A 24595-nucleotide genomic window follows, 5' to 3' on the forward strand; every position below is an offset into this window, starting at 1 on the left:
AGAGTAGGCACCGAAGTAGTGGTCTCGGGTATTCTGCGCCGGGATTTTTAGCGACAGGGAGTTGAATCAATGAGTTGCTGGGAAGTACTTGGGCTGCCGTCCGACGCCGATGCTCGCAGTATCAAGCGCCAATACGCGGTGTTGCTCAAGCAGCATCGTCCTGATGAAGACCCTGTCGGCTTCCAGCGCCTGCGCGAGGCCTATGAGCACGCGCTGCAGTGGAGCCGTTATGAAGCACCCGTCGAAGTGCCGCAAGCGCCGCCGGTCGACACGGTGCAGCCCGCTGCCGCTGAGCCCGACACGCGCTACGACCAGGCGCAAGCCCTGGTGGCCAATGCCACGCCGGCCAATCTCGCGCTTCTCTATCAACAAGCCCAGGACAATGAGTGCGCCGAGGCTTTTGAAGGCCTGTTGCTGCAACGCTGCCTGAGTGGCGCGGCCCCCGAAATTGCGGACTGGGCCGTGACACACCTGCACTGGCTCAGCCCCTGGCAACGGCAAACACCGGCGCGTTTGCCCGACTATCGTCTGGCCGCACTGCTGGAGCAGATGTTTGCCGACGTCGAACACCGGCTCACCGAGTTACTCGATCAGCAACAGGTCGAGGCCTTCTGCGCCGCCTTGGTCGACGTGCATAACGCCGAATGGCTCACGCCCCTGGCGCGCCATGCGCGGCTCAATGACGTACTCGCGCGTACGCTGCTGGCCAGCACCTTCTGGTCCGAGGCGCTGTTCGACACCTTGTGCAGTGAGCAGGCCTGGTCCGATCAGTACCTGGAAAACCGCTGCCCTGAGCCCGAATGGTCGGCATTAAAGGCACGCAATGCACTGGAGCGTTTCAAGGCGCAGGCGCACCACCAGGCCAGCCTGGACAGCCGTGATCCCAAGGCGCGTGCGGCCAGATTGCTGTTCGGCGACCTGACGCTGGAGCAACGGCAACGCTTTGCCCGGCGCTTTGGCGAATCCGATTGGAACGCTTGCCGCACCCTCAGTGAAACCCTGCTGAACCAATACCCGGCCCTGTGCGCACAGATGCCCGGTGGAGATCCCTACTTCTGGCGCGACTGGGAGCGCATCAGCCGCCCCTGGCCGATGTTTGTGGCGCTGCTGGGCATGGCCGCAGGCTGGGCGATCCACGACCAGCAACTGACCGACCATACCTTGATGGAATCCCTCGGCATGGCCCCGGCCTGGGCCTTCCTGATCGCCATACCGGCGCTGCTCATCCTGGCAATCTGGCGCCCGGCCACTGATGGTTACGGCGAGATTGACGAGAAGCTCGCCGCCCACCTATCGCCCTGGCTGAGTTTTCGCCGGCCGCCGCCGTTGGTGATCCGCGAGATTCTGCCGTGCTGGGTGCTTGGCCTGTTGATCTGGATCATCCTCGGCAATTACGCGTTCGCCGGCTATGTGTTGACACTGCAGGGCCTGGGGCTGGCGCAGCGCGTGCTCGGGCGACCGTCGATACGTGCAGCACTGACGTGGCGTTGGCCTGCGCGACCGTCGACACGCCAATGGGCCACCTGCCTGGGCCTCGGCGCCCTGTTGTTGAGCGCCGCGCTGATGTACGCAAACAACCAACGCATCCACCGTGACGAGGGCTTGCAACCGTTCCTGATGAGCCCTTGCAGTGGGCTCAAAGCCGGCGCGCCGGGGTGTACACCATGAACCGCCTCACCATTGCTGCCCTGTGCACCATCGTGCCCCTGACGCTCAGCGCCGTGGGCATGCTGACGAATACCGATCTGCTCGCCCCGCTGAAAACCTGGGCCAACCGCCCGGCAGCGCTTGAACACCAGCAAGCCCAGGCGCTGCGCCCGGTGATCGATTGCCTCAACCGAGTCGACAGCAATTGGCGGTTGGCCTACTTCAACTATCGCAGCCGCAGCGCCCGTGCCAACGACCCCAGCCTGGATGTCATCGAGCGTTTTCCCGAGCTGTATCAGCGCGCACAAGGCCCGCAATTGAGCCTGCTGGACTACGATGCCAAACGCCCGGACCTGTGCCTGCTGACGTCCTCGCAAAGAAGCGCGCTGCAACAGTACCTGCCGCAGATCGCCGCACTGCGCAAGGGCTATATGGATCATCTGCTGCGGGTCTATTCAGCGGTAAAAGAGTTCGACTTCTACCCCAACGCAACCGTCCCCGGCCTCGCCCCTGCGCAGCGCGCGATGAGCGATGCGCGGTTCTTCCCGGTGGCGGAAAATTTCCTCGCGGTCTCATCCGAACTGCGCGCCGCCGTGGACAAAGCCGACCGCCAGATACGCTTGCAACAACTGCAGCACTTGCAGGTCCGTGACGAACACCAAATGGCGCTTATCCCCGGCCTGATCCTGCAAACCCGTGACACGATGCACAGCCTTGACCCGCGATCCCCCAAGCAATTGGTGGATGCATTGAGCGACTTACAGCAGACCTGGGATTACGCCCAGCGGTACCTGCGCCCCAATCAACCGACCTCCGATGCCGAGGCCCAACAGCTGTGGCAGCGGATTAAACAACCCGGTTACGCCTACCTTGGCGCGCTGCAAACACTTGCCCGGCATTCAAGCGAAAACCCCGACCTAGAGCGGCTGGACGCTGATTACTTTGAAACTCAACGGCGCTTTGACTTGCTGGTGGACGCCTATAACCAAGCCGTCGGGCAGGACTACTGAACGGCCTTCTCCGGGCCGTTCAGCCACTGTTCAGCAAACGTCAAGATTGGCTGTTTAGTAATGAGTATCATTATGTTACAACTTAGGCTCCTATCTAGTTACGTTCTGGTGCCGAATGCTTGTCCCCTTTCTCATCATGCTGCGCGAAGGCATTGAAGCAGCATTGATCGTTGGCATCATCGCCAGTTACCTGCAACAGACCGGCCGTGGCCAGTGGATGCCCGCCGTGTGGATTGGCGTATTCCTCGCCGCTGCCCTGGCCTTGCTGGTGGGCGGCGGCCTGGAACTGGTCAGCGCCGAATTCCCGCAAAAACAACAGGAACTGTTCGAAGGCATCGTCGGCCTGGTCGCCGTGGGCATCCTCAGTTCCATGGTGTTCTGGATGCGCAAGGTCGCGCGCTCCATCAAGCATTCGTTGCACGCCTCGCTAGATCAGGCGCTGACCGGTTCCAAACACCAGGTCACGGCGTTGATCCTCATGGTGTTTTTTGCCGTGGCCCGTGAAGGCCTGGAAACCGTATTTTTCCTGCTGGCCGTGTTCCAGCAGAGCGAAGGTCCAGGCGCACCGATTGGCGCCCTGCTCGGCCTGGTCCTGGCGATCATCGTCGGTTTCCTCATCTACACCGGCAGCATGCGCCTGAACCTCGGTGCGTTTTTCCGCTGGACCGGCCTGTTCATCCTCGTGGTGGCCGCCGGCATCCTGGCCAACTCGGTGCAAGCCCTGCACGAAGCAGGCGTGTGGAACCACTGGCAGACCGTGCTGTTCGATTTCAGCGCCGTGCTGCCGATGGACAGCCCGCTCGGTTCGGTACTGGCCGGCATGTTCGGCTACCAGGAAGCGCCGACTATCAGCACCCTGGGCGCCTATCTGATCTACCTGGTCGTAGCGCTGGTGATGTTCTTCCTGCCCGCTGCACCGGCCAAGCAGGCCGTCGCATCCTCTTCCGTTTCCAGCCAGTAAGGACCGTCTCTTGCCCAACCCAACGCCTCAACCCGCCTCGCCTCCCCGCGCCCTGCGCTGGGCGGTGGCCGGCTCGGTAGTCGTGATGATCGCCGCCGGTGGCCTGTTCTATTACGCCTCGCAACTGGCGGCCAGCAAGCGCCAGACCAACCAAAATGAAATCGCCGTGACCATCCATGGCCACGCCTGCGAGCCCAACGCATTGACCGTTCCGGCCGGGCGCGCGAGCTTTCGCATCATCAACCGCTCCGACCGGGCGGTGGAATGGGAAATCCTCGACGGCGTGCTGGTGGTCGAAGAGCGCGAAAACATTGCCCCCGGCCTGAGCCAAGTGATCAATGCCAACCTGTTGCCTGGCGACTATGCGATCACCTGCGGCCTGCTGAGCAACCCGCGCGGCACCCTGCATGTGACGCCGACCGCTGAATCCGACGCCCAAGCCAAGGCCAAGCCGTCGATGGTGGCGTTTATCGGCCCGCTGTCGGAATTTCGCGTGTACCTGAGCAGCCAGGGCAGTGCCCTGGTCAAGGCCGTGACCGCCCTGCAACAAGCGATCAATGCCGGTGACCTGGCCCAGGCCCAAGCGCTGTACGTGCCGGCCCGCGAGGCCTACCAGCGCCTGGCCCCGGCTTCCAAGCGCCTGGCGGAGCTGGACAACGCCATCAATGCGCGTGCCGACTACTTTGAAAAACGTGAGCAAGACCCGGCCTTCAGCGGCTTCCATCGCCTCGAATACAGCCTGTTCCAGCAACGCAGCCTTAATGGCCTGGCCCCGGTGGCGCAGCGCCTGGTGACCGATGTCACCACCCTCAAACAGCAATTGCTGGCGCAGTCCCTGCCGCCGGAGCAGTTGGTCGGCATCGTGGTACGCAACCTCAACAGCCTCGCGGATGTGCGTGCCATCAGCGGTGAGGAAGAACGCTACAGCCACATCGACCTGAATGGTTTCGCCGCCAACCTGGAGGCCGCGCACAAGGTGGTCGACCTGATGCGTCCGCTGCTGACCAAGTCCGCCGCCGACCTGCTGCCGACAGTCGACAGCGCCCTCGCCGCCTTCGATACCGAGCTCCAGGGTTTCAAGCTCGACAAAGGCTACGCCACCTATGACAGCGTTACCGCCGATCAGCGCACGCAGATCGCCGACAAGGCCAAGGCACTGGCCGCCGCACTCGATGGAATCGACCCCGCCCTTGGCCTTTCCGGCCTGCAGTGAAGACGACCGCACACATGAGTGATTCAGAACAGTTTTGCGCACAACGCCGCCGTGTCCTCTTGGGCATGGCCGCCACCGGAGCCGCCATTGCCGGCAGTACCCTGACCTGCCCGGCCATGGCCGCCGCTGCCGAACAAGTCACCACCGCGCCGCGCAGTGACAAAACCCAGGACCACCACGATTTTTTCGGCCAGCACCAAAGCGGCATCGTCACCCCGCGCCCGGCCTGCGGCATGGTCGTGGCGTTCGACGTCTTGGCCAGCGACCGCGAAGACCTGGAGCGCCTGTTCCGCACCTTGAACGAGCGCATCCGTTTTCTGATGACCGGCGGCACCGTGGCCCAGGTCGACCCGAAGCTGCCGCCCACCGATTCCGGCATCCTCGGCCCTGTCGTCACACCGGACAACCTGACCATCACCGTGTCCGTCGGCGAATCGCTGTTCGATGAGCGTTTCGGCCTGGCCGCCGTCAAACCCAGGCGCCTGAGCCGCATGGTGGGCTTCCCCAACGATGCGCTGGAACCGGCGCAGTGCCACGGCGACCTGAGCCTGCAATTCAGCTCCAACACCCCGGACACCAATATCCACGCCCTGCGCGACATCGTGAAGAACCTGCCCGACCTGCTGCTGGTGCGCTGGAAGCAGGAAGGCAGTGTGCCGCCCCAGGCGCCGGCCAAGCCCGGCGAGCCGGCACAGAGCGCGCGCAACTTCCTGGGTTTCCGTGACGGATCGGCCAACCCGAACTCCAACGACAACAAGGCAATGGACCAGATTGTGTGGGTCCAGCCCGGCAGCGACGAACCAAGCTGGGCGGCCCATGGCAGCTATCAGGCGGTGCGCATCATCCGCAACTTCGTTGAACGCTGGGACCGCACGCCGCTGCAAGAGCAAGAAAGCATCATCGGCCGCGTCAAGACCAGCGGTGCGCCCATGGATGGCCAGAAAGAATCCCAGGTGCCCGACTACAGCAAGGACCCGCAAGGCAAGCTGACCAAGCTTGATGCCCATATCCGCCTGGCCAACCCGCGTACCCCGCAGACCCAGGCCAACCTGATCCTGCGTCGGCCGTTCAACTACTCCAACGGCGTCAATAAAAACGGTCAGTTGGACATGGGGCTGTTGTTCATCTGCTACCAGGCTGACCTGGAGAAAGGCTTTATCAGCGTGCAAACCCGGCTCAACGGCGAGCCCCTGGAGGAATACCTCAAGCCGGTCGGTGGCGGGTATTTCTTCACCTTGCCGGGGGTCACCGGGCCCAAGGATTTCATTGGGCGCACGCTGCTCGCTGCAACGCACCCTCAAACCACTGCCACCACCTAAAACACACCAGAGCGGAAAACGTCCCATGAAGAAGTCGACTATCGCGTTGTCGTTGTTAATGACCCTTTCGCCGCTGGCAGCCTTCGCCGCCACCGCGCCGCTGGACCTGGTAGGCCCGGTGTCGGACTACAAGATCTACGTTACCGAGGAAATCGGCGAGTTGGTCACCCAGACCCAGGCGTTCACCGACGCCATCAACCAAGGCGACCTGGCCACCGCCAAGAAGCTGTACGCGCCGACCCGTGTGCACTATGAGTCCATCGAGCCGATCGCCGAACTGTTCAGCGACCTGGATGCATCCATCGATTCCCGTGTCGACGACCACGAAAAAGGCGTGACCGCCGAAGACTTCACCGGTTTCCACCGCATCGAGTACGCGCTGTTCTCGCAGAACTCAACCAAGGGCCTGGAAGCGCTGACGGCCAAGCTCAACACCGACGTCAACGACCTCAAGACCCGCGTCGACGGCCTGACCTTCCCGCCTGAGAAAGTCGTCGGCGGTGCTGCGGCGCTGCTCGAAGAAGTCGCCGCCACCAAGATCTCCGGTGAAGAAGACCGCTACAGCCACACCGACCTGTATGACTTCCAGGGCAACATCGACGGCGCGAAGAAAATCGTCGACCTGTTCCGCGGCCAGATCGAGAAACAGGACAAGGCGTTCCTGGCCAAGGTCGACAAGAACTTCGCCGCCGTGAACAAGATCCTGGCCAAGTACAAGACCAAGGACGGCGGCTTTGAGACCTACGACAAGGTCAAGGAAAACGACCGTAAGGCCCTGGTAGGTCCGGTCAATACCCTGGCGGAAGACCTGTCGACTTTGCGGGGCAAGTTGGGTTTGAACTGATCACGGCTCCCGACCTCCCGCGCCCAGTACCAAAGGTCGTTCGCTTAGTCCTTGGGCAAGAACCCGCTCAGTGGCGTGCCGTACGCCTGGCCACTGCGCGGGTTAATCGAATACCAACGGTGGTTGTATTGCACCGCCTGAACGTCGACCCCCTGATAACGCCCTGCCCGTGCCACGGTTGACGAGACAGTCGGGGCGTCCGTGCCACTTGCCTGGCCGGCAGAGGCCAGCAGGTATGTGCGCAACTTCTCCTCCGCCGTCAACAGGTGCGGCGCCGCCTTACTCCATTTCGTACCCGCTCCGACCAGCAGCGCAGGTACTTTTACCAGGCCCTTGGTCGCGGCACTGAGCAACTGCGGAAAACCATCCAGCGGATTCAGCGCTGCGTTGGTGAACAGGGTGGACCGCTTGATGAAGTCAAACGCGCAGTCGCTGAAGGTCGCCATGGATTTTGCCGAGGCCAATGTGGCGGCGGACGGTTTGAACCGCGTGACGAGCCTGGACACCGGATTGGCCACCAACGCCTTTGCCGAGCGGATCAGCCCGCGAGCCTGACCGCCCGCCCCAATTGCCACCCCTACGGCATCCACCATCAAGTTGGTCATGCCCTGGCCGATATTGCCTTGCTTGAACTCCTGATAGGCGCCCACGAACGGCACGAAGCCCAGCAGAAAGGCATGCGTGCGCTCGCGGGCCTCGCGGCGCTCCTCCAGGGGCAACGGCTCGCGGGCACGTTGCTGCATCGCTTCGAGCGGTTCGTAAAAATTACCCTGTGAGATCCTGTCGGCAATGCTTGAGGTTCTCCGCGAGCCGTAGGTGTCCGGCACGAAGGTTTGCGGCGAAAGGTTGCCGGGAAGTTCGCGCGCGGAGAACACGGCGCCCAAGGGTTCGACGATCACTGCCGGCTCAATCACATTGGGCCGAGGGTTGGAGCCGGTGGCATAGGCGTCGAAATCGACGGCCATCTGCGCGCCACGCACCACCAGACAATAATCGGGGCCACGGTCACCTAGAACTTGCTCCCAGCGAGCGGTGCCATTGAGCTTGACCGCTTCGGGCAAATCCGTACGCCTAATGAGGCTGCCATTGGCAAACACTTCGTAATACACGACCTTCTTTGCATGCTCCAAGCGCATCAAGGTACCTTGGCGCGCGCGCTTCGCGTCTCTGTATTCGTCGGTTTCCTCGGCCTCGGTGACACCGGTCTCCAGTCGCAAGGTAAAGAGTTCGACCTTGCCCACTTCAAGCGCCTGGCGGTCGGCTAACGGTAATTGGGCGAACATCAGCTTGAGCTTAGTGGCATAGGCGCTCTGGAGATTTTTGTGGTGTTGGTTGACAGCGGTTTTCAACAAGCCGTCCAGCTCAGGAAGGTAGCGAATAGGCTTGTCCAGCCTGTCGCGAGCCTCGGCGGAAACTTCGGGTGAACGGGTTCGTTCAGAGGGTGTTTTCACCGGCAGGGATAATACGGGCATATCGTCGCTGAACACCCACTTGCCCGGTGTCAGGTCGCCGGTCATATAGGTTTCGACCAACGAGCGAAAGCGTGGCTCCGACACCGGCAGGTTGCGGCGATCCTCGGCGCTGGCCAGGGTCACGGTCATGCGTTCGAGTTCGGCCTGCGTGCTATTCGGGAATGCGCGCAGCAGTTCCTTGATGGCCAGCGTCTTGCGCGTCGGCAGTTCCAGGCTGGCGTTTGCAAAGGCGCTGCTGGCCTCTTGGCGTTGTTTGAAAAACGCCCGCGCAGCATCCTGGATATCGTACGCGGAGTACTCGCCATCGCTGCGCTGCCTGACGACGCCGTTCAGCACAGCCCAGTCGGCGATGATTTTCAGGGCACTGAGTTGCATCAACGTCGCCTGCCCTTCATTGGTGGGCATCAAGGTGGTCAGGGCAGTCACCTGCTGCTCGCTCATCATCCGTGATGTACCCGGTGTGTTGTGATCGGCCAATGCACAGCCCAGACGCAGCTCGACCCAGGCAGGCGTGCCGATGTGCACCGAAGCCGGCACGTCCCGCACCAGCAGTTCCGGCGCCGCCTGCGCCAGGCATACCTGGGCAGCCAACACCGCCAGCTTGGGGTCCAGGCCTTTGCTTTCCTGCAAGTGACGCTCGATATCACGACGCACCTCGCTGAAGCTGCGCCCCATGTTCGCCGGCTGGTAGATCGAATAGCCGGCGATTTCGCCGGGTTTGTCAGGCATGGACGGATTGACATGCAGCTTGATCGCAGCGATCACCAGCTGTTGGCGCAGCGCCTTGGGGAGGACCGCTGCATTACCCTGGCCGCCCTGCCAGCGTAGCGCGTAGGCCAAATGCTCACCGAATGCCAGGGCGTCCAGGCTATCGAGCAGTTTGTCCAAATGAGCCTGGGGATCGGCTTGCATCGCCTGCAACGTGAAGCCTGTCAGCGCGCCGAACAATCGCGGGTGAGCGCCGCCAAGCCGGATGCCAGCCAGCGCGGCCACGGCGTTTTTGTCGTCCGGGGTTAAACTGCCAGGCGCCCAATCTTGTTTTATCAACCCGTCGTAGTCGCCCAGCACCGGTGCCGGCGGCAAGGAGGTGCGCAGCCAGTCAATGACATTACGCGTTTGCGCGACGGTACGCGGCGAGCCCAGGCCCTTGAAGTCAAGAAGCTGGCGCATGTCGTAACGTGGCGTTGAGTACACGGCATTGCCCAGCGGCTCAGCGAGCGTCGTCAACGCCGTGAGTTCATCGTTCAGGGTGTCGACTGCCTCCACATAACGGCTCAGGTCTACCCATCCGCCCACCGGACTTTGGCGTTCAAGCCGGCCTTCGGACACCCGAAAGGGTTTACCCGGCCAGTCGAATCCTTCGCGCGCCAGCAGGCTGACCATCTCCGGGCGGGCGACCAACCGCTGCAAGCGCTCCATCGCAGCCTGGCTGTGCGCCGGCAACGGCGATGCGGGTGACAGCTCGGTGGGGGGAGTGGACCAGTCTGTACGCGCATTGTCCGGCAAGGGCTCAAGCTCTTTTTCAAGACGATCTGCCAGGTAATAGCGCTCCTCCAGGTCGCCAATCACCTGCCACACCGACTCAAGACGACTGACATCGACCTGTGCAACCCGTTGATGTGGCAGCCACAGCCCCTTGCCCTGCTCGACAAACGGCAAGCCCTGGTCGGCGGGGTCGAGCAACTCGCGGATCGGACTCAGGGTGCGCGAAACCTCGTTCCAGCCGGAGTTGTCGGTCAGGCTGAAGCTGGCGGCGCTGCGTACACCGTTGTGGTTGACGTAGCCCTCGATACGGTCACGGTGCACCGTGAGGGTCGCCGGTTCCAGGCCCTGGCCGGCAATCCACTGTTGCAACAAAGGCCGGTTCAGCAGGTGCTGGTACAGACGCATTGCGGGCCCCAGGCGGCTGTCGGGAGGCACCTCGACCAAGGTGTAACCCTCGTCTTCGGCGGCCGCAATGCGTTCGGCCAACTGGGCTTCGGCTGCAAGCACACGGTCACGCTCCCGATTCGGTAATCGCGTCCATGGCAAGCCTGCTGCGGGCGGATCGCCAGCAATCTCGCGCCGTGTACGCGAGGCAGGGGTTTGAATGTTGGTAGCGGGTAGTTTGTTTGCATGCAGCGCGGCATAGGGGATGGGCGCGCGGGTGCTCGACAATGACATCGACATGTTCATTTCTCTCTCGGATGGATCCCTTTAGGGCAGCTTCGTCCATCCGTGAACGATGAGAGGCAATGTATAAACAGTCATTCCAACCTGAATGTCAGCCTTATCCGACTCCCTTGACTGGTGTGTCGCGGATTTATGACAGGCGACGACCTACAGGATCCGATAGAGCAGCCGCTCGATTCGCACGCGGCTGACCCGGCGCAGAAACTTGCCGACGGCGGGCGGGTAGTCCACCAGGGTCTGCAATTGCGCGTAACCGTCGATCCGCGTGGTGTGCTGGAAAATCTGCGCCAGCTCGGTACGCCGCGGCTCCAGCCACTGGCCCTGTGGATCGTCGATCAACAAGGCGTTTTCCAGATCGAGGCGGAATGCCCGGGGGTTGAGGTTGTTGCCGGTGAGCAAGGTGTAGCGCTGGTCGACCCACATGCCCTTGAGGTGGTAAGTGTTGTCGCCGTCGCGCCACAGGTGCAGGTTCAACTGGCCGCTGTCGATCATCGACTGATGGCGCTTGGCAAAACGACGCAGGCTGATTTCGTACAGGTACGGCAGTGCCGCGATGACCTTGAACGGCTCGCTGGGCGGGATGTAGAAGTCGTTGGCGGTCTTGTCGCCGACAATGATGTCGATCTTTACCCCGCGCGCCAGGGCACGGTTGATTTCACGGGTCACCGGCAACGGCAGGTTGAAGTACGGCGTGCAGATGGTCAGTTGCTGCTGGGCACTGGCGATCAGTTCCAGGATTACGCGGTTCAACGGGTTGTTCTTGCCCACCCCGAGCAATGGGCTGACCGACAGGTTGCCGTTGGGCAACTGCCCCGTCGTGGTGTCATAGGCCGCGTGTTTCAGGCGGCTGCGCAAGTCGCCGATATCGTTGCGCAAGCTGCGCGTGGTCGGTGGGTTGGGCAAGTCCAGGCGATTGACCGCCTTGGAGGCAATCAGGCCGTGCTCCACCAGGTGCTGCATCGAATCGGCCAGGGCTTTGCTGTGGATCAGGTGGTAACGGTCGAAGCGGTATTTGTCGAACTTGTGCAGGTACACGTTATTCAGGCTGGCACCGCTGTACAGCACGCTGTCATCAATCACGAAGCCCTTCAGGTGCAGCACGCCGAACAGCTCGCGGGTTTGCACCGGTACGCCATACACCGGCACTTCGCTGGCATGGCTCTGCGTCATGGCTTGGTACCAGGCGCTGTTGCCCGGTTGCTTGCCGGCGCCGATCAAGCCGCGCTGGGCGCGCAGCCAGTCGACCACCACCACGATGTCCAGTTCCGGTCGTGCGGCCTTGGCGGCGTGCAGGGCGGCATAGATCTCCTGCCCTGCTTCGTCCTGCTGCAAGTACAGCGCAACGATGTAGATGCGCCGGGTGGCCTGGGAGATTTTTTCCAGCAGGCAACGGCGATACGCATCAGCACCGGACAACACGTCGAGGGCGTCGGGAGTGAGGGGGAAGCCACGCAGTTTGGGCAACAGGGAGCGTTTGAAGAACGACGGCATAGGGCTCGCAATGGGTCGAATCCGAAGAGGCCCGAAGCTTACACCATGGGCTTGCTCAGGTCTCGTTACCTGGCGCGGAAAAGTTTGTTGACCAAGGAGAATGATCGTTCTACTTTAGGCGGCATGAACGATATCCCTGGCAATGAAACCCGCGACATTATCCTCGACGTCACCGAGAAGTTGATCTATCGCCACGGCATCGCCGCCACCGGCATGGACTTTCTGGTGAAAACCGCCGGCGTGTCGCGAAAAAGTATTTACCGTTACTTCGCCAATAAAGATGAACTGGTGATCGCCGCCCTGCAGCGCCGCGATGCGCGCTGGATGCAATGGCTGCGCGGTGAAGTGGAACGCGTCGATGGCAGCGGCGACCGCTTGCTCGCGCTGTTCGACGCACTCAGGACCTGGTTCGGCTCGGCGGATTTTCGCGGCTGCGCCTTTATCAACACCAGCGGTGAAACCGGCGATCCGCACGACCCGGTACGCCTGCTGGCCAAGGCACATAAACAGAAACTGTTCGAGTATGCCCTCGAACTGTGTCAAGCCCATGGCACCCCCGACCCCGAACGGCAGGCCGCGCACCTGCTGATCCTGATCGATGGCGCCATTACCGTTGCCCTGGTCATGGGTGATTCAACGGCTGCTGATAATGCGCAATGCATGGCGCGAACGTTATTGGGGCTTTGAATACACCGGCCGAGCAACTTTGTCTTAACAGGAGCCCTGAAATGCCATCCTCCCCGCAAACACGTCCACCGCTGCCGCCGTTTACCCGTGAGTCGGCCATCGAGAAAGTCCGCCTGGCCGAAGACGGCTGGAACGGCCGTGACCCACAACGGGTATCCCTGGCCTACACCGTGGACACACAGTGGCGCAACCGCGCCGAATTCGCCCATAACCGCGAGGAGGCCAAGGGCTTTCTTACCCGCAAATGGGCCAGGGAACTGGATTACCGGCTGATCAAGGAGTTGTGGGCCTTCACCGATAACCGCATCGCCGTGCGTTATGCCTACGAATGGCACGACGACTCCGGCAACTGGTTCCGCTCTTATGGCAATGAAAACTGGGAGTTCGACGAGAACGGCCTGATGGCCAAGCGTTTTGCCTGCATCAATGACCTGCCGATCAAGGAAAGCGAGCGCAAGTTCCACTGGCCGCTGGGTCGACGCCCGGATGAGCATCCGGGGCTGTCGGAGCTGGGGCTGTAGCTTGAAGCCGCAAGCTTGAAGCTTCAAGCTTGCGGCTTATCGCTTAATCCTGATTCAGCCCGACCCGATACAACACGCCATCATCCTCATCCGTCAGCACATACAGATAGCCATCCGGGCCCTGGCGCACATCGCGGATACGCGCCTTCAACCCACCCAGCAAACGCTCTTCATGGATCACCTTGTCGCCGTCGAACTGCAAGCGAATCAGTTCCTGGCTGGCCAGCGCACCGATGAATACGTTGTGTTGCCACGCCTTGAACCGGTCACCGTCATAAAACGCCATGCCACTGATGCCCGGTGATTTTTCCCACACATGATGGGGCGCCACAGTGCCCTCTACGGTCTTGCCCTTGGCCTCTGGAATCGGCGTCAGGGAATAGTTGATGCCGTGGGTCGCCAATGGCCAACCGTAGTTTTTGCCACGTTCGATGATATTGATCTCGTCACCACCACGGGGCCCGTGCTCGTTTTCCCAGATCGTGCCGCTCCAGGGGTTCAGCGCCAGGCCCTGTGGGTTACGCTGGCCGTAGGACCAGATTTCGGGGCGTACACCCTGCTGGCCTACAAAGGGGTTGTCATCGGGCACACGGCCATCCGGGAAGATTCGTACGACCTTGCCTTGCAACTTGTCCAAGTCCTGGGCGGTGGGTCGGTCGTTATTTTCGCCCAAGGTCACGAACAGGTAGCCATCGCGGTCGAAGGCCAGGCGCGAGCCGAAGTGATTGCCGGTGGACAGCTTCGGTTCCTGGCGCAGGATTACCTTGAAATCGGTCAGCCCGCTGAGGTCCGCCGCCAGCCGCCCACGGCCCACCACAGTCCCGGCCGTGCCGCCTTTGCCGCCGCCTTCGGCGTAGGACAGGTAGACCATGCGGTCCTGTTTGAAGTCGGGCGACAGCACCACATCCAGCAAACCGCCCTGCCCCTTGGCCCAGACCTCGGGTACACCGCTCAACGGCGCCGAGAGTTTGCCATCCGGGCTGACCACGCGCAGGCGACCGGGGCGCTCGGTGACGAGGAAGCCCTGCTGGTCCGGCAGAAAAGCCACCGCCCACGGGTGGTCCAGGCCTTTGGCAATCGGGGTGGCGGTGATGCTGCCTTGTTCGCTGGGGAACTGCTGGGCATCGGCTGCGTAAACCGTCGTCAGAGTGGTTGCGCATATAACGGCTAACAGGGTTTTGCGTAGAAACATAAGACAAGTCCTTACCGGCGATTGCCGTTGGCATCATAAGTGGGGGCTTTGGTGTCGGTGGCCGGGCGGCTGGGAGCGGCTTCGCGCTGGGGATAGCGGTTACCGATGCCACCGTTTTCCAGGGTCGGCGTGCGCGTGGTGGGACCGGTCTGGATACCGCGAATCGCCGGCGCCGTGGGCTGGGTGCCCTGCATGCTGTTGGGGTTGGCCCGGTGGATGGGGCCGTTGTTGGCGTTGTTGTTGCCAGGCAGGTTCTGTGCCTGGGCTGTGGCTGCTAGTGCCAAGCCAAACGCCAACGCTGCAAGATGATGCACACGGGTGATCATGACAAAGCCTCTCTGGGGCGAGGAGTACGTGCTTTCGATAACACGCTACGCCCGGGGTTCGGCTTTCGTAACTAAATACTTTCTGATCAGGTGTAACACGATCTGTCCGCGCATCTGCCCAGGGAAACTTTTCGCGCCCCCTTCGAGTCACCCGAACACAGCCTCTTGTTAAGGAATCGCACGTATGCCACGGGCAATCTGGAAAGGCGCCATCAGTTTCGGCCTGGTTCATATTCCGGTATCGCTGGTCTCGGCCACGTCCGCCCAGGGCGTGGATTTCGACTGGCTGGACAAGCGCAGCATGGACCCGGTGGGCTACAAGCGCGTCAACAAGACCACCGGCAAGGAGGTCACCAAGGACAACATCGTCAAGGGTGTAGCGTTTGAGAAAGGTCGTTATGTGGTGCTCAGTGAAGAGGAGATCCGCTCGGCCCACCCCAAGTCCACCCAGACCATCGAAATCATTGCCTTTGTCGCCGGTGACCAGATCCCGCTGCAGAACATCGACACGCCCTACTTCCTGGCCCCGGACAAACGCGGCGGTAAGGTGTACGCGCTGCTACGGGAAACCCTCAGGAAGACCCGCAAGGTCGCCCTGGCCAACGTGGTGCTGCACACCAAGCAGCACCTGGCGGCGCTGATGCCCCTGGAGTCGGCGCTGGTGCTGGTGATGCTGCGCTGGCCGGCCGAGGTGCGCAGCCTGGATGAACTGGAACTGCCCAGCGACGTGACCAAACCCAGCCTGGCCAAGGGTGAACTGGACATGGCCAAGTGCCTGGTGGAAGACATGAGCGCCGACTGGCAGCCCGAGGACTATCGCGACAGTTTCCAGGAAAAAATCATGGCGCTGGTGGCGAAGAAGGCCAAGGCCGGCAAGATCGAAGACGTGGAATCCCAGGAAGGCAGCGAAGAGCGCAAATCGGCCGACGTCATCGACCTGACCGAACTGCTCAAGCGCAGCCTGGCCGGCAAGCCGGCGGCAAAAAAAACCGCGAAGAAAAAGGCCTCTTGAGCCTGCCATCATCAGGAGAACCCCATGGCAAAGCCCCTGAGTGAATACAACCGCAAGCGCGATTTCGAGATTACCGCAGAACCTTCCGGCGCCGCGCCCGCAGGTAAACGCAAGGCGTCGGCGCTGTCGTTCGTGATCCAGAAGCACGCTGCACGTAACCTGCACTATGACTTTCGGCTGGAGCTCGATGGTGTGCTCAAAAGCTGGGCCGTGCCCAAGGGCCCAAGCCTGGACCCCAGCCAAAAGCGCCTGGCCGTGCATGTGGAGGACCACCCACTGGGCTACGGCAGTTTCGAAGGCAACATCCCGGCCGGCCAATACGGCGCCGGGAAGGTGATCGTTTGGGACCGTGGCGTATGGCAACCCCATGATGACCCGCGCAAGGCCTACGCCGCCGGCAAGCTCAAATTTACGTTGGTGGGCGAAAAACTTGCGGGGGATTGGGCGCTGGTACGCACACGGTTGAAAGGCAGCGGTGACAAGGAACAATGGTTGCTGATCAAGGAAAACGACCCACAAGCCCGCCCCGCAGTCGACTACGACATCGTTCAGGCCAAGCCGAAAAGCGTGCTTAGCGATGCCTCCATCGACCAACCCAAGCCCAAGGCAAAAGCCAGCAAGGCTGCCACCACCGTCCCGACGCAATTCACCCCGCAACTGGCAACCCTGGTAGACCGCGCGCCCGAAGGCGAGTGGCAGTATGAAATCAAGTTCGATGGCTACCGAATGCTGGCGCGCATTCGCGAGGGCGAGGTCCGGCTGTTTACCCGTAACGGCCATGACTGGACCGAGCGTCTGCCTCGCCAAGTCAAGGCCCTGCAAGCCCTCAAGCTCAGGGACAGCTGGCTCGATGGCGAAGTGGTCAGCCTCGACAGTGACGGGTTACCGGATTTCCAGGCCCTGCAAAATGCCTTTGACAGCGGGCGCAGTCTGGACATCGTCTACTACCTGTTTGACGCGCCGTTCCTCGACGGCCAGGACCAGCGCACAGTGCCTCTCGAAGCGCGCCGCGCGGCACTCAAGGCCGCGCTGTCCGGCAGCAAAAGCAAGCTGCTGCGGTTTTCCGAAGCCTTCACCGCCCCTCATCAGGACATTTTACAGAGTGCCTGCAACCTGGCCCTGGAGGGTGTGATAGGCAAACGCATCGGCAGTCCGTACACCTCCACGCGAAATACCGACTGGATCAAGCTCAAGTGCCGCCTGCGCCAGGAGTTCGTGATTGTCGGTCATACCCGCCCCGAGGGTTCACGCACAGGTTTTGGCGCATTGCTGCTGGCGGTGAATGACGATACGGGGCTGAGGTACGCCGGTCGCGTGGGCACCGGTTTTGACCAGGCCGCGCTGAAGGCTATCCATGAGCAACTCAAACCGTTGGCGCGCAAGACTTCGCCCTTGCACCACACCCTGACCAGTGCCCAGGCGCGAGGCGTGCATTGGGTCGAGCCAACGCTGGTCGCCGAGGTGCAATTTGCGCAGTGGACCCGCGAAGGCTTGGTCCGCCAAGCGGCCTTTGTGGGCTTGCGCAGCGACAAGCCCGCTGCGCAAATCGTGCACGAGCGGCCGCGCGAGGCTGAGTCCGTAAAAACACCGAACGCCAAGGGCACGCTGAACATCACGCATCCCGAGCGGGTGATTGACCCGCAAAGCGGCACGCAAAAACAGCAATTGGCGCAGTTCTACGAAGGCATCAGCGAATGGATCCTGCCCTTCCTGCGCCATCGCCCCGTGTCCCTGCTCAGGGCCCCGGAAGGTATCAAGGGCGAGCAGTTCTTCCAGAAACACTCGGAGCGCCTGGCGATTCCAGGCATCAAGCACCTGAACGCAACGCTGGACCCAGGCCACGCGCGCCTGATGGAGATCAACAGCGTCGAGGCGCTGATCGGCGCCGTCCAAATGGGCACCGTTGAGTTGCATACCTGGGGCGCCACCTCGGACAAGATCGAAACCCCGGACCTGTTTGTGCTCGACCTCGACCCGGACCCGGCGCTGCCCTGGAAAAGCATGCTGGAAGCCGCGCAACTCACCTTGTCGGTACTGGACGAGCTGGGACTCGACGCTTTCGTCAAGACCAGCGGCGGCAAAGGCTTGCACCTGGTCATACCGCTGGCGCGCCGGGATGGTTGGGACAGCGTGAAAGCCTTTGCCAAGGCCATTGCCCAGTTCATGACCGCGCAACTACCGGAGCGTTTTACCGCCACCTCCGGGCCGAAAAACCGTGTGGGCAAGATCTTTATCGACTACCTGCGCAATGCACGCGGCGCCAGTACGGTAGCCGCCTATTCGGTGCGGGCACGCCCAGGGCTGCCGGTGTCGGTGCCGGTCAGTCGCGAGGAGTTGAAGGGGTTGCGCGGCGCCCGGCAGTGGACGGTGGCTAATCTGCACCAGCGGTTGCAGGGGTTGAAGGAAGATCCGTGGGCGGGCTATGCCCATCGGCAGAAGATCAGCAAGAAGATGTGGGACAAGCTGGGCGCCCATCCACCCCAGTGAATGGCGCCCCCGCCGGGTTTCAGATGAGCACGAAGATCAGCGCCAACGCGGCGAAAATCGCCCATTTTTCCAGGTAGTAGCGCGTGCGATTGCGTTTTTTCAACGCTTTGCCACGCAAGCGAATCTTGTACAGCCGGTTAAAGGCACGGTTGAGCCCACCGGTCTTGTCGCCAGCATCGTTGGGCGAGCCCGCAGCAGCCATTACATTGCGGCTGAACCAACGGTTGAACGCGGCGGCCCAGCGGTATTTCATCGGTCGCTCAATATCGCAGAACAGAATGATACGGTTCTGCTGCGTGGTGTTTTCGGCATAGTGGATGTAGGTCTCATCGAACATCACCGGCTCACCGTCACGCCAGTAATAGTGCTCGCCATCCACATTGATATAGCAGCCCGGATCATTCGGGGTAACCAGCCCCAAGTGATAACGGTACGAACCGGCATAGGGGTCACGGTGGCGCACCAGCTTGGAGCCCGGTGGCAACTCGGCGAACATCGCCGCCTTGATCGAGCCAATGCTCTGCAACAGCTCAGTGGTACGCGGGCACAGTTTCATCGCCGATGGGTGGCTTTCGCCGTACCATTTCAGGTAAAAGCGCTTCCAGCCTGACTTGAAGAACGAGTTGAAGCCCACATCGTTGTACTGGTCGGAACGCTTGATTTCACCGGCGCGCATCAGGTTCAGGCCCTCCTCGCGAATCTCCTTCCAATGCGCTTGCAGCGGGCTCAAATCGGGAAAATCGCTGGGTGACAGGTAGGGACGGCCGGGTAGCTTGGAGCACAGGTAAAGCAAGCAGTTGATCGGGGCCAGGAAGGTCGAATGATCACTGAGTTGTCGGCCCAGCGTGTGTCGCACCCGACCACGCAGGTGTACATACGCAATGGAGGCAACGTAGAGAACAACAATGATGAGTTTCAAGGGGGTTCGTCACATGTCAGAAGAAAACAGGCTGCTCCTGCGCGCCCACAACGGCCGAGGATAGATAGCAGCATCTGAAATCACAATTCACACAATTGGCACGACCGGCTGAGTGAGTACCCGGTACGCAGTCCGTGGCAGTTATTTAGCCACAGTTAGTAACCAAAAGTTAACCAAGAATTGTGAAAACCTGTCTACTGAATGTGCTGGTCGACTACCTCGACGGGCAGGCCGCGCAACGGCCCGCCAGGTAGTCGCCCGACCTATTGACGCGGCAACCGGCGCTCGTCGAATACCGAAAACGGCCCGATTGCACGCCGTAACTGCATGAAATGCCGAATCAATGCCACGAGCATTCCCAGCATCAGCCCGGCTACTACGCTCAGTGCGATGATAATGCCCACCCTTGGCTTTATCGGGCTCAGCGGCTCCTGTGCCTGACGATCCACAGTGACCAGTTTCAGCGCACTCATGTCGATATTCAGGCCGCGCAGCCGCGCCTCTTCTGCCCACAGCGGTTCAACGTCCGTCAGGAACAGATCTTCATTTTTACGGCTGCTGAGAACCTCGACTTCACGGTTAGCGTCGAGCATGCGCAGTTCCTTGGAGATTTCGGCCACCCTGCTGTTGGTGAAGTCGTCGCTGGTGCGCTGTTGCAGCGCTGCCCGCTCCGCCTCCAGCACTTGGGTACCCATGAAGTACAAAGGCGTCTTCTGATTAGTCACCACGGTGCGCATCATCTGGCTCGAATCATTCTGCGCGTCCCCGCCCATGAATGAGGGGGTGGTGGGGTTCTTGATGCCAACGGACTTGGCAATCGAGATCGCCTCTGCCAGTTCTGACAGGCGGCTGGCGCGCTCCATCTTCATCTGCAAGCGCAAACCCGTGAGTTCATCCTGCAAACGCGCGCGTTTGACTTTATCGGCCTCCAGCAACATGGCTATTTTCGACGCCTTGCCCGTCTCGTAGTTGGCGCGCGCCGCATCGATCTTACCCTTGAGCTCGTTGAGGCGGTTATTGACGATCACCTTGAGGTCGGCCCCTACCTGGTTGCGTTCCTGCGCAATGGCGTAGTCGACGAATCCGTTGAGAATGGCCGCGCCATCAATCCCCTTGGGGTACTGCATTTCCAGGCGAAGGTAAGAACTGACTCCGTCGGACTTCTTCGAATCAGGCATCACCAGGTTGATGGCATTGCGGTTAAATGCTTCAAAGCTCTGCTCCAGGCTTTGCCCCGGGCGCTGGAAGGCTTCGAACAATGCGGGGTTGGCCCTGAAAAAGCCCAGCCGGGCCTCATAGGAGTCCAGTTGTGCGCCGACCTTGGCCAACGCTTCGGCCGGCGGCAACTTGTAGACCTCGGAACGATTGAGGGCATCCAGCTCGTTGATCGCCGCTGGCCGCAGCACACTGCTGACCTGGTAAACCCTGGGTGCAAAAAAATGCGTAACCTACTCCCAGAAGGCCTGCCAGGATCGTGCAACCGATGACCAGTTTTTTTTGCTTCCATATCGCGTGAAACAGTTCAAAGAGATCAATTTCATCCGATGGCAAATGTTGTTGAAGCTGGGGAGTGTTGTTCAAAGTTCGTACACCCTGATGAGTTGAAATCCAGCGTCCAAAAACACAGCCCTGAATAACAACTGAATAAACAGGGGGCAACGTCGACCACCCGATTGAATGAATCCTCACACCTAAGCAGCGATAGGTTTCATTTCAGTTACACGGGTGTCTTATCTGATAGACGCCACGAGCATAGACGATCTGTTACGAGACGTTACCCGGCGGGCAGGCAAAGTAACGCTAATCACCTGTCGTTAAAGGAAAAATTACAAAAAAACCAAAAAATAGGATAGTTCCTACACGCGGTTTCACTTCAGATGATAAAAACGCCGCATAGTTCGTAACGATCGGCAATTAACCCTTCAGCAAAAAGGATTTTGTATGTCATCCATTTCAGATCCGGACTTTCAAGCGCTCCAAGGTGCCTGGGAACAAACGTCACTGGAGGACAGTGGCGTACTCAACCCCGTCGATGCGCACAGCGCTCCGGGGGCAATTACCACGATTGCCGGCGACCGTTTCGAGGTGAAGACCGTCAGTGGCGAGGTGTTGCTGGAGGGCCGGTTTTTCCTCGACGGCACTACCGTTCCCAAGAGCATTACCTGGGTGGACGCCATCGGCGATGACGCCGGCAAACACTTGCCTGCCAGCTATCGCCTCGAAGGGGATACATTTGTGTTCATTGCGGCGGATGAAGGTATGCCCAGGCCCATGTCATTCAAGACGGGGGCAGGCCAGACCATGCGCAGTTTCATACGGCGCTCCTGAGCCGTACGCCATCCGGACCTGCGACAGCGTTTTCACAAGGCCTTCACTTTCAGCGCTATAGGGTGAGACCTACTCCAGTGAATCCCTTGGCCCGCCTCCCCTCGCGGGCTTTTTTTTGCCGACAGCATTCCACTTAAACGCAAGGTTTGGTGGCGGCCAAGGTAAAGCACAAGGGCAACTGAGCAGGCTGGTGCTCGTACTGGTCGTACAGTTCTTCGCGGTTGGAGTGCGCATACTCCTGCAAGTGGCTGATCTGCAAGTCTGCGCAAATCGCTGAGCTCACCACATCCCCCAACGTGTGCACATACCAATAGGAGGTCGGCCCGGCCACGTCGCCCTGGCCTTCGTAGACAATCGACTCCTGCAACACAAAGGGCTCACGCTGGAAATACGAACTGGCAGGCAGCAGCGGGTTTGGCGCCTTGGGATCGAACACCTCCAGGAATGGATGGGTTTCATACATCACCAGCGTACCGCCGGGCTTCAACGTGCTGGCGACATGGCGCATGAACAGCGCCACATCCGGCATCCAGCCGAGTACACCGATGGTCACCAGGGCGATATCGAATCGCGCGTGCAAGCGTTGCGGCAGATGATGGATGTCGCTCTCGATAAATTCGGGATCATGGGGCGACACATCGGCCAGCTCACGCGCCTGCTGGAGAAACGCCCGGGACTGGTCCACTCCCACTACCGAACGCGCGCCCAGGGCGAACAGCGACAGGCTTTCGCGACCGTTGTTGCAACACAGTTGCACCACATCCTTGCCAGCGACACCGATGTCCTGCAACAAGCCGGTAATGGTGGGGTCCAGGCACGAAAAATCAGGTTTGCGGACTCCGCTAAGCAGTGCGCTCCAAGTCTCGGTGGTTTTGTGCAAGTCGGCGGATTGGTCCCAGGCGTCCTTGTTGCAGGCAATCGCCTGTTGAGCTGAGGGCATGTCCATTGCGTCTCCAGATAAGTCATACGGCGGAGCAGCGAAAATAAGCCACCTATCCGCAGAATAAAACCCCAAGCAGCAGGCGAAACTAAATGCAATGCGCGCAGGTCATTAGCGCAATGAGTGTTCAGCCCTTGAATGCCCCCTTCGAAGTCCTGATCGTGGCCAGACACGCCGACCTGCGTAATACCTTGTCCCTGGACAGCCTGAATTTCTTCCTGGCGGATGTGCGCGACGGCCTCGGCCCGTACCTGGCCATCTACCTGCTGGCCGTACACAAGTGGGACCCGGCCAGTATCGGCGTGGTCATGACCCTGGCGGGCATTGCCGCGCTGATCACTCAGGGCCCGGCGGGCGCACTGATCGATCGCACGCGCAGCAAGCGCGCCGTGATTGCGATCGCTGCCCTGCTGGTGACCGGCAGTTGCCTGCTGCTGCCCTTCGTCAGCTCATTCAGCCTGGTCGCCTTGACCCAGGCCGCCAGTGCCGTCGCCGCGTCCGTGTTTGCCCCGGCGATTTCCGCGATTTCCCTGGGGATCACCGGGCCGCGGGCCTTTACCCGCCGCACCGGGCGCAATGAAACCTTCAATCACGCCGGCAACGCCGTGGCTGCGCTGCTGGCCGGTGGCCTGGCGTATCTGTTTGGTCCGGTGGTGGTGTTCTACCTGATGGCCTTTATGGCGGTGGCCAGTGTCGTGGCGGTCAGTTGCGTGTCGGCCAAGGCTATCGACCACGAAGTCGCCCGCGGCTTCGACCCGGCCCACATCACCGACCACGAACCACCGTCCGGTATGAAGGTGCTGCTGGGTAACCGACCACTGCTGCTGTTCGCCATTTGCTGCGCGCTGTTCCACCTGGCCAATGCTGCGATGCTGCCACTGGTCAGCCAGAAGCTCTCGCAGATCAACCTGCAGATGGCCACCCCACTGACCTCGGCCTGCATCGTCGCCGCGCAATTGGTGATGGTGCCGATGGCCTGGCTGGTCGGCAGCAAGGCCGACGTGTGGGGGCGCAAGCCGCTGTTGCTGTTCGGCTTCTTGATTCTGCCACTGCGTGGCGTGCTCTATACCTTGTCCAGTGACCCCTATTGGCTGGTGGCGGTGCAAATGCTCGACGGTATCGGCGCGGGGATCTTCGGTGCGCTGTTCCCGGTGATCGTCAAGGACCTGACCCAGGGCACCGGGCGTTTCAATGTCAGCCTGGGCGCGCTGTCCACGGTGTTTGGCTTGGGCGCGGCACTGAGCAACAGCCTGGCCGGCTTCGTGGTGCAACAGGCGGGCTACAACGCAGCGTTCCTCACCCTGGCCGGTGTGGCTGGCGTCGCGTTGGCGCTGTTATGGCTGGCGATGCCGGAGACGCTGGCGAAGCCCATCTTCGCGCCCCATGCCTCTGCCGCCTGATATAAGCGACACAACCAGCGCTCAACCGCCGCTGAGCTGCGCCTGTTCGGGCGGCTCTACCCGTCTAATAGCGATCTTCGGTGAGCTGACCCAGCGTTTGATTGCCGGGCCAGAGGGCTAAGTTAAAGCAGTACAGTGGACAGCATTCCCAAGGCGCCCAAGACGAACCCGATAAGTGCGCCTCGTCCTGGTGCCTCATGAAACAGCGACCAGACCACCACCGGCTCAAGCAGCAACAACGAGGTGACGGAGACCACGGTGACGATCCAGATATCACCGACAGCCACGTACCCCAACCAATACGCACCCAGCAGACAAAGCCCTGCAAAACACATCAGCACAACGGGAATCACGAACCCTTCCCATGAACCATTTCCTGTGTGGGCAAGCTTGGCGGTCACCACCTCACTGTAGATCGCACAAAACTCGCCGAGCACCATCAACCCTAGAGCAGAAACTCCGAGTAGTTCTTTGGACATATCAAAAACTCCTTCGTATTCAACGCAATATTTTTCAGCTCCCAGCCAGCGATGCCGCGGCCCAGGAGTTCGTTGCAGTGATACGAAGCAGCCTTGAACAGGCCTGAATTACCGAAGTGCTTTTCCATGCTCATGTCCTTCAAGGGGTGTGAGTCTCGGCGCCCACATAGGGGGC

20 protein-coding genes and 1 pseudogene are annotated in these 24595 nt (G+C 60.9%); 12 read left to right on the plus strand and 9 right to left on the minus strand.

Annotated elements, in window-relative coordinates; translation table 11 throughout:
- The first annotated feature begins 69 nt into the window (after nucleotides 1–69).
- From FIV39_RS20695 to efeO (FIV39_RS20720), 6 genes are all read left to right on the plus strand, one after another.
- Nucleotides 70–1668: a J domain-containing protein gene (locus FIV39_RS20695; protein WP_090404769.1), complete on the plus strand. Its 1599-nt coding sequence runs from the start codon at nucleotides 70–72 to the stop codon at nucleotides 1666–1668.
- Nucleotides 1665–2657, plus strand: a complete 993-nt coding sequence (locus tag FIV39_RS20700) for a DUF3829 domain-containing protein (protein ID WP_090404773.1) — start codon at nucleotides 1665–1667, stop codon at nucleotides 2655–2657. The genes FIV39_RS20695 and FIV39_RS20700 overlap by 4 nt, the downstream gene beginning before the upstream one ends.
- A gap of 115 nt (nucleotides 2658–2772) precedes the next feature.
- Nucleotides 2773–3618, plus strand: a complete 846-nt coding sequence (gene efeU / locus FIV39_RS20705; protein WP_090404777.1) for an iron uptake transporter permease EfeU — start codon at nucleotides 2773–2775, stop codon at nucleotides 3616–3618.
- Between the two features lie 10 nt (nucleotides 3619–3628).
- Nucleotides 3629–4831, plus strand: coding sequence for an iron uptake system protein EfeO (efeO, locus tag FIV39_RS20710; RefSeq protein WP_090404781.1), 1203 nt, complete (start codon nucleotides 3629–3631; stop codon nucleotides 4829–4831).
- A 14-nt stretch (nucleotides 4832–4845) separates the two neighbouring features.
- A complete protein-coding gene (efeB, locus tag FIV39_RS20715; RefSeq protein ID WP_090410007.1) occupies nucleotides 4846–6150 on the plus strand; it encodes an iron uptake transporter deferrochelatase/peroxidase subunit in 1305 nt (434 codons plus the stop codon).
- Between the two features lie 25 nt (nucleotides 6151–6175).
- The gene (gene efeO / locus FIV39_RS20720) at nucleotides 6176–6994 is read left to right on the plus strand and encodes an iron uptake system protein EfeO (RefSeq protein WP_090404784.1); all 819 of its coding nucleotides are present in this window, start codon (nucleotides 6176–6178) and stop codon (nucleotides 6992–6994) included.
- Between the two features lie 44 nt (nucleotides 6995–7038).
- Here efeO (FIV39_RS20720) and FIV39_RS20725 read toward each other — a convergent pair whose 3' ends face one another.
- Complete coding sequence (locus tag FIV39_RS20725) at nucleotides 7039–10635, minus strand: hypothetical protein (protein WP_143513879.1); 3597 nt, start codon at nucleotides 10633–10635, stop codon at nucleotides 7039–7041.
- A gap of 150 nt (nucleotides 10636–10785) precedes the next feature.
- Entirely contained in the window at nucleotides 10786–12129 is a 1344-nt protein-coding gene (pssA, locus tag FIV39_RS20730) for a CDP-diacylglycerol--serine O-phosphatidyltransferase (protein ID WP_090404790.1), read from the minus strand.
- A 123-nt stretch (nucleotides 12130–12252) separates the two neighbouring features.
- Between pssA and FIV39_RS20735 the strand changes: the two genes are divergently transcribed.
- Entirely contained in the window at nucleotides 12253–12816 is a 564-nt protein-coding gene (locus FIV39_RS20735; protein WP_090404793.1) for a TetR/AcrR family transcriptional regulator, read from the plus strand.
- A 41-nt stretch (nucleotides 12817–12857) separates the two neighbouring features.
- Nucleotides 12858–13337 carry a nuclear transport factor 2 family protein gene (locus tag FIV39_RS20740; RefSeq protein ID WP_090404796.1) on the plus strand — a complete coding sequence of 160 codons (480 nt, stop codon included), beginning with the start codon at nucleotides 12858–12860 and terminating at the stop codon, nucleotides 13335–13337.
- 43 nt (nucleotides 13338–13380) lie between these two features.
- On the opposite strand, the gene FIV39_RS20745 is transcribed toward FIV39_RS20740, so the two are convergent.
- Both FIV39_RS20745 and FIV39_RS20750 read right to left on the minus strand, forming a co-directional pair.
- Nucleotides 13381–14529, minus strand: coding sequence for a PQQ-dependent sugar dehydrogenase (locus tag FIV39_RS20745; protein WP_090404800.1), 1149 nt, complete (start codon nucleotides 14527–14529; stop codon nucleotides 13381–13383).
- 11 nt (nucleotides 14530–14540) lie between these two features.
- Nucleotides 14541–14855, minus strand: a complete 315-nt coding sequence (locus FIV39_RS20750) for a hypothetical protein (protein ID WP_090404803.1) — start codon at nucleotides 14853–14855, stop codon at nucleotides 14541–14543.
- Nucleotides 14856–15039: 184 nt separating this feature from the next.
- Here FIV39_RS20750 and ku point away from each other — a divergent pair, with 184 nt between their 5' ends.
- Together ku and ligD are read left to right on the plus strand one after the other, a co-directional pair.
- Complete coding sequence (gene ku / locus FIV39_RS20755; RefSeq protein WP_090404806.1) at nucleotides 15040–15867, plus strand: non-homologous end joining protein Ku; 828 nt, start codon at nucleotides 15040–15042, stop codon at nucleotides 15865–15867.
- Between the two features lie 24 nt (nucleotides 15868–15891).
- Nucleotides 15892–18354: a DNA ligase D gene (gene ligD / locus FIV39_RS20760; RefSeq protein WP_090404808.1), complete on the plus strand. Its 2463-nt coding sequence runs from the start codon at nucleotides 15892–15894 to the stop codon at nucleotides 18352–18354.
- 19 nt (nucleotides 18355–18373) lie between these two features.
- On the opposite strand, the gene lpxO is transcribed toward ligD, so the two are convergent.
- Nucleotides 18374–19273 carry a lipid A hydroxylase LpxO gene (lpxO, locus tag FIV39_RS20765; RefSeq protein WP_090404811.1) on the minus strand — a complete coding sequence of 300 codons (900 nt, stop codon included), beginning with the start codon at nucleotides 19271–19273 and terminating at the stop codon, nucleotides 18374–18376.
- Between the two features lie 263 nt (nucleotides 19274–19536).
- Nucleotides 19537–20854: pseudogene (locus FIV39_RS20770) on the minus strand (Wzz/FepE/Etk N-terminal domain-containing protein).
- A 360-nt stretch (nucleotides 20855–21214) separates the two neighbouring features.
- On the opposite strand from FIV39_RS20770, the gene FIV39_RS20775 reads away from it, so the two are divergent.
- On the plus strand, nucleotides 21215–21601 hold the full coding sequence (locus FIV39_RS20775; RefSeq protein ID WP_090404815.1) for a TIGR03067 domain-containing protein: 387 nt from the start codon (nucleotides 21215–21217) through the stop codon (nucleotides 21599–21601).
- 133 nt (nucleotides 21602–21734) lie between these two features.
- Here FIV39_RS20775 and FIV39_RS20780 read toward each other — a convergent pair whose 3' ends face one another.
- Complete coding sequence (locus FIV39_RS20780; protein ID WP_090404818.1) at nucleotides 21735–22547, minus strand: class I SAM-dependent methyltransferase; 813 nt, start codon at nucleotides 22545–22547, stop codon at nucleotides 21735–21737.
- A 155-nt stretch (nucleotides 22548–22702) separates the two neighbouring features.
- Here FIV39_RS20780 and FIV39_RS20785 point away from each other — a divergent pair, with 155 nt between their 5' ends.
- The gene (locus FIV39_RS20785) at nucleotides 22703–23941 is read left to right on the plus strand and encodes an MFS transporter (protein WP_090410008.1); all 1239 of its coding nucleotides are present in this window, start codon (nucleotides 22703–22705) and stop codon (nucleotides 23939–23941) included.
- Between the two features lie 122 nt (nucleotides 23942–24063).
- Here FIV39_RS20785 and FIV39_RS20790 read toward each other — a convergent pair whose 3' ends face one another.
- Together FIV39_RS20790 and FIV39_RS33065 are read right to left on the minus strand one after the other, a co-directional pair.
- Nucleotides 24064–24381 (minus strand): hypothetical protein, encoded by a 318-nt coding sequence (locus FIV39_RS20790; protein WP_167361150.1) that lies wholly within the window; start codon nucleotides 24379–24381, stop codon nucleotides 24064–24066.
- 5 nt (nucleotides 24382–24386) lie between these two features.
- On the minus strand, nucleotides 24387–24548 hold the full coding sequence (locus FIV39_RS33065) for a hypothetical protein (RefSeq protein WP_167361116.1): 162 nt from the start codon (nucleotides 24546–24548) through the stop codon (nucleotides 24387–24389).
- Between the last annotated feature and the right edge of the window lie 47 nt (nucleotides 24549–24595).

Origin of the sequence: Pseudomonas grimontii (assembly GCF_007858185.1) — a bacterium.
Classification (GTDB): Bacteria; Pseudomonadota; Gammaproteobacteria; order Pseudomonadales; family Pseudomonadaceae; genus Aquipseudomonas; species Aquipseudomonas grimontii.

Excerpts from the sequence above, each read along its gene's own strand:
- FIV39_RS20695 (WP_090404769.1), top strand. The coding sequence starts at position 70 with ATGAGTTGCTGGGAAGTACTTGGGCTGCCGTCCGACGCCGATGCTCGC.
- FIV39_RS20700 (WP_090404773.1), top strand. The coding sequence starts at position 1,665 with ATGAACCGCCTCACCATTGCTGCCCTGTGCACCATCGTGCCCCTGACG.
- efeU (WP_090404777.1), top strand. The coding sequence starts at position 2,773 with ATGCTTGTCCCCTTTCTCATCATGCTGCGCGAAGGCATTGAAGCAGCA.
- efeB (WP_090410007.1), top strand. The coding sequence starts at position 4,846 with ATGAGTGATTCAGAACAGTTTTGCGCACAACGCCGCCGTGTCCTCTTG.
- efeO (WP_090404784.1), top strand. The coding sequence starts at position 6,176 with ATGAAGAAGTCGACTATCGCGTTGTCGTTGTTAATGACCCTTTCGCCG.
- FIV39_RS20725 (WP_143513879.1), bottom strand. The coding sequence starts at position 10,635 with ATGTCGATGTCATTGTCGAGCACCCGCGCGCCCATCCCCTATGCCGCG.
- pssA (WP_090404790.1), bottom strand. The coding sequence starts at position 12,129 with ATGCCGTCGTTCTTCAAACGCTCCCTGTTGCCCAAACTGCGTGGCTTC.
- FIV39_RS20735 (WP_090404793.1), top strand. The coding sequence starts at position 12,253 with ATGAACGATATCCCTGGCAATGAAACCCGCGACATTATCCTCGACGTC.
- FIV39_RS20740 (WP_090404796.1), top strand. The coding sequence starts at position 12,858 with ATGCCATCCTCCCCGCAAACACGTCCACCGCTGCCGCCGTTTACCCGT.
- FIV39_RS20745 (WP_090404800.1), bottom strand. The coding sequence starts at position 14,529 with ATGTTTCTACGCAAAACCCTGTTAGCCGTTATATGCGCAACCACTCTG.
- FIV39_RS20750 (WP_090404803.1), bottom strand. The coding sequence starts at position 14,855 with ATGATCACCCGTGTGCATCATCTTGCAGCGTTGGCGTTTGGCTTGGCA.
- ku (WP_090404806.1), top strand. The coding sequence starts at position 15,040 with ATGCCACGGGCAATCTGGAAAGGCGCCATCAGTTTCGGCCTGGTTCAT.
- ligD (WP_090404808.1), top strand. The coding sequence starts at position 15,892 with ATGGCAAAGCCCCTGAGTGAATACAACCGCAAGCGCGATTTCGAGATT.
- FIV39_RS20775 (WP_090404815.1), top strand. The coding sequence starts at position 21,215 with ATGTCATCCATTTCAGATCCGGACTTTCAAGCGCTCCAAGGTGCCTGG.
- FIV39_RS20780 (WP_090404818.1), bottom strand. The coding sequence starts at position 22,547 with ATGGACATGCCCTCAGCTCAACAGGCGATTGCCTGCAACAAGGACGCC.
- FIV39_RS20790 (WP_167361150.1), bottom strand. The coding sequence starts at position 24,381 with ATGGTGCTCGGCGAGTTTTGTGCGATCTACAGTGAGGTGGTGACCGCC.
- FIV39_RS33065 (WP_167361116.1), bottom strand. The coding sequence starts at position 24,548 with ATGGAAAAGCACTTCGGTAATTCAGGCCTGTTCAAGGCTGCTTCGTAT.